Consider the following 4,014-nt stretch of genomic DNA (forward strand, 5'->3'; position numbering starts at 1 on the left):
TTTATCTTGCCATCCCTCGGTTGTTGCCTTTTGCCCGGCGCGCCTCACAGGCTGCGACGTCAAAAGAGACCCCAGGGGGCGATCTGACGGAGGCTTCGTCATCGCTGCGATGTCCGCACGTCGGACCCAGTGAACAGCTGGCGCGGCTGCGAACCGGCCGCGAAAAGTTTGCGCACCGACGGTGACGACGAAACCTCGACGGAAGCGTCTTCGCCGGACGGAAGACCGGAAGCGGCCATGGACGTGGACGGCACTATGAACAGCGGCGCAGCCTTCCAGCTGACGGCCTTGGCAGGACCGGCGGTGAGCGCGCCGGGTGCATCACCGCCACCCCAAAAAGGGCGAAGCGTCGCAACATAGGCCCGGGTCTCAGCCGGCAGCGGACGGCCCTTCAAGGAGGCTTCGTAACGCCCCGGTCCGGCATTGTAGGCGGCCAGAAAGCCCGGTGAAYCGTATCGATCATACAACTCGCGAAGATAGGCGGCGCCTGCAAGGATGTTGTCGCGCGGATCATAGGGATCACGGCCGAGCCGGTGACGAAGGCGCAGCTCGGCAAAGGTTGCGGGCATGATCTGCATCAAGCCCAAAGCCCCCTTTCGCGACACGGCGCGCGGGTCGCGGGCGCTTTCGAGGTGCATGATTGCCCGTATCCAGCGCTCGGGAAGGCGGAAGCGATGCGACGCCTCGGCAATGGGCGCGGCGTAAGGATCGTCCGCGGATTTGCGTGGGGCCGGCGCGGATTGTGCGAAGGCCCCCGTCATTGCGTGACAGACGATCAGCATGCCACCGATAAGGCAAAGTGCTTCTCGCCGACCAGGCAACCGACTGAGGGCGCGGCTTCCGTTCGCACAGTTCGGCGCTGATGGCCCACTCATCGAGCAGGCTCCGGCCGCGCTTTGGGCCGGATCCAGCGCAGCGACCAGGAGCCGTCGTCGGTTCGGAAGAGACCGGCGCGAAAGCGCCGGCCAAACAGCGGATCTTCCAACCGGCACGACAGATAGTCGCCGGCCGTCTGTCCGGTTTCCTTCCAGGCCGCGCCGACCTCGGGGCCGCTGCCGTCGCCGATGTGGATACGAAAATCCGGCGCTTTGCCGTCAGATATTTTGGTTGGCACGAGCACCAGCTCGGCGTCCACGAGCAGCGTTCGAATGCGTCCGGAATAACCCGAATCTGTTTTCTTGAAGACGCCGATCTCGGCCATGGATTATCTCCTTCTCTTGTTGGCTGGGCGGAATTTCAGTTCGCAGGAGCGAGCCAGGTGTAGTGGCCATCGCCCCTCTCGTCGGTCCAAAGCGGCAGCGCGCGGCCGACGATCGAGCTCGCCGGGAACGGGCCGAAATAGCGACCGTCGAGACTGTCGCCGACCTTCCGGTTCATGACGAAGATTTCGGCGGCGGCGATGGTGCGGCAGCCCTGCCAGTCCGGCAGCGCGCGCCCCTTGCGGTCACGCTCCAATGCAGCACCCACCGCAAGCCCGTTCACCGTGATGACGCGACTGAGGCGGCAGACTTGGCTCCCAGGAAGGCCCTCGATGTGTTTCAGCATCGGCACGCCGAGCGGAAGGTAGCCACGCTTGGCGGCGAACCGAGCGACCTTGTCTGGCGGTGCGATGACAGCGAGCGCGCCTGCCGTTGGTACGGCCATTTTCCGGATCGCATAGAGCCCAAGAGGCGCGCTGGCCGACGCGTTCCACAGCAGCACCTGCGGCATCTGGAAGACAGCCGGAGCGACCGTCGCGACGACGGCCGCCAGCGCCGCCGCTATGCAAGCGGCGCGGCTCATGAGGTCACCCGCTTGCGCAACAGAAAGGCCCGATGCTGCTCGAGCGAATAGACACGCGGCGTTGCGCCGGCAATCAGTCGGTTGTGGGTCTGACGCCAATAGTCCGGTGCGGCCTCGGCCGGATCGAGACCGATCGCCTCGATCGCATCGATCCGTTGGAGAACCCGCTCAACCTTGTCCCAGCCTGCGATCTTGAGCAGGATCTCGCCGCCTGGCCGGATGTAAGGCAGCGTCTGATACGGTTCAGCGGGCAACACCGCGCGCACGATGTCGATGCGCGAAACGACAGTGCCGAAGTCATTCGCCGCCCAGCGCACGAACGCAAAAACACTGCCTGGCGCAAATCCGACGACGCGGCGCTGCTTGTCGATGATCGTCTCATCGGCAGCACGTCCGAAGCGGATGCGATGCTCGATCCGCTTCTCGATCCAGATCAGCTCGACCGTCGTGAGGTTGTCGCGCGGCGTCGATTGGCTAGACGACGTCATGTGTCGTCTCCCTCGCGCCGGCCAACGCACCGCCGCCTCTGCTCCCCACCGCTATTCCGCAGCTTGCGCGCAAGACTGTTAGATTGAGAGTTAGACTCTAAGTTAAGAGCGCGATTCTCCGTTGCCGGCCCGTCCCTTAAGGCCGATCGCGGTTCCCGAAAGCACGAGGATGTGGTTCCCGATGGCACGATAGTTCGGGTTCCCGATGGCACGACCCTGTCAACCGGCGCGGGCGCCGGTTCGAACGCCAGCAACACACGGCCGCTGGCTTCGACTTCCGTGAACAGCAGATATCCCGGCAAAGGCTGGCGGCGCACGATGTCACGCAGCTCGAAGGCGAAGCGCTTGAGCGGCGAGAGGCTGCCGGACTTCTGATGCAGGTGCCGGATGTCGAAACGCCAACCGGCGCGCTGGCGTCCGCCATGCTTGCGCACCAGCCGATAGAGCCAGCGATCCAGGCCGCCCGTCAGCCCGAAATAGGCCCGGTCTATTGTCAGGATCAGCGCGTCATCCATGACGGCGCGATAGAACCAATCGGGCAGGATCAACTCGACGCCAAGCGGGCGGCCGTTTCGATCGAAGCGCTCCTGCCATTCATTGATCCATGAGAAGCGATGGCGCCGGCCTTCGGCGGGCTGGCGAATGGAGGTGACGACGCTTGTCGACTGCAGGCGATCGAGCGCCGCCTTGAGGCGCAAATAGTCTCGCTTCGAGACACCGCGGCCAACGAAGGTAAGCATTTCGTATGGCGTCGCGGCCATCAGGCGCGACGTGCGCAATCCGGCGTCCCGCGCGTTGACGATCTGGCTCGCGGCCCAGATCAGGATATCGGCATCCCAGATCGTCGCCATGCCGTGGTCGGGCATCGCTTCGACACGGATAGCCACATCGCCGGCGCGAAAGTCGATCGGCGCGATGCGCCTGGATTTGGCAAGCGAGAAGAAGGGATAGGCCATGAGGTCCTGCGCATCGCGTGGCGCGACAACACCGGGCAGCGCGTGGAACAGATCAAGCTGTCCGCGTTCCGACGGTTGGCGTGTGCGTCCAGACATAGGGAAGATCGGCGAGCTCAGCGCCTCTCGCGCCCGGCATAGGCGATCAGGCGGGCGGCTTGAGGCTTGGCTGGCAGCACAGAGCCATGCGGATCGGATGTCGACGTCATGGCGCCGCGCTGGGCCCAGGCCTGGAGGTCGTCGACGGCGTAGACGACGCGGCCGCCGAGTTTTCGATAGGCAGGCCCGGTGCCGTAGGTGCGGTGTTTTTCCAGCGTACGCGCGGAAAGACTGAGGAAATGGGCTGCTTCCGAAGTGCGCAGGTAGCGGGGCGGCAATGGCGCGGCGTCGGCATTCATGGGATGTCTCCTTGCGGCCGTTGCGGTTGAACGGCGATCGATGGCAAGGATGGAGGAGCTCGGGGACGGTGATCAGGTGCGCAATTGTGGGACGCTATTTCGCACTGCCAAGAGGCCTTCAGGGAGTGGCGCCGGCGCGCGCAGCAATTGGTGATAGCCGCGCTCGACCATCGTCACGCCATCGCGTATCAAGCAACGCATCCGACGACAGGAAGCCCGTTTACAGGGGTCGGCGGCGCGGTAAGCCTGCGCGATCACCGGCAGGGGACGCCTCGCCCGGGACCGGGCGAGGCGTTTGCCAATTCACTCGCCGTTGCGGCGGTTGGGGCGGGACCAGATGAGGCTGTGGCCCTCGCCTTCCTCGTCGGCGAAGAGGTTGGCGTAGATCGGAGC

General features: G+C 64.8%; 6 protein-coding genes and 1 pseudogene. All 7 read right to left on the minus strand.

All coding sequences use genetic code 11. The annotated features are described in order from the left end of the window. Positions 1-98 precede the first annotated feature (98 nt). The gene (locus AC1DX0_RS32175) at positions 99-875 is read right to left on the minus strand and encodes a lytic transglycosylase domain-containing protein (protein WP_477358439.1); all 777 of its coding nucleotides are present in this window, start codon (positions 873-875) and stop codon (positions 99-101) included. Further along, positions 872-1,201, minus strand: coding sequence for a DUF736 domain-containing protein (locus AC1DX0_RS32180; RefSeq protein WP_477223587.1), 330 nt, complete (start codon positions 1,199-1,201; stop codon positions 872-874). The genes AC1DX0_RS32175 and AC1DX0_RS32180 overlap by 4 nt, the downstream gene beginning before the upstream one ends. Positions 1,202-1,236: 35 nt before the next feature. Continuing rightward, positions 1,237-1,782, minus strand: a complete 546-nt coding sequence (locus tag AC1DX0_RS32185) for a S26 family signal peptidase (protein WP_477223586.1) — start codon at positions 1,780-1,782, stop codon at positions 1,237-1,239. Next, positions 1,779-2,270 (minus strand): DUF2840 domain-containing protein, encoded by a 492-nt coding sequence (locus AC1DX0_RS32190; protein WP_477223585.1) that lies wholly within the window; start codon positions 2,268-2,270, stop codon positions 1,779-1,781. Before AC1DX0_RS32190 ends, AC1DX0_RS32185 begins: the two co-directional genes overlap by 4 nt. Beyond that, on the minus strand, positions 2,267-3,322 hold the full coding sequence (locus tag AC1DX0_RS32195) for a replication initiator protein A (protein WP_477223584.1): 1,056 nt from the start codon (positions 3,320-3,322) through the stop codon (positions 2,267-2,269). Before AC1DX0_RS32195 ends, AC1DX0_RS32190 begins: the two co-directional genes overlap by 4 nt. Before the next feature lie 17 nt (positions 3,323-3,339). After that, positions 3,340-3,621 (minus strand): helix-turn-helix transcriptional regulator, encoded by a 282-nt coding sequence (locus AC1DX0_RS32200; protein ID WP_135906825.1) that lies wholly within the window; start codon positions 3,619-3,621, stop codon positions 3,340-3,342. Between the two features lie 303 nt (positions 3,622-3,924). Beyond that, positions 3,925-4,014: pseudogene (locus AC1DX0_RS32205) on the minus strand (DUF736 domain-containing protein); the annotation flags it as partial.

The organism is Mesorhizobium sp. P3_A9 (assembly GCF_056402975.1).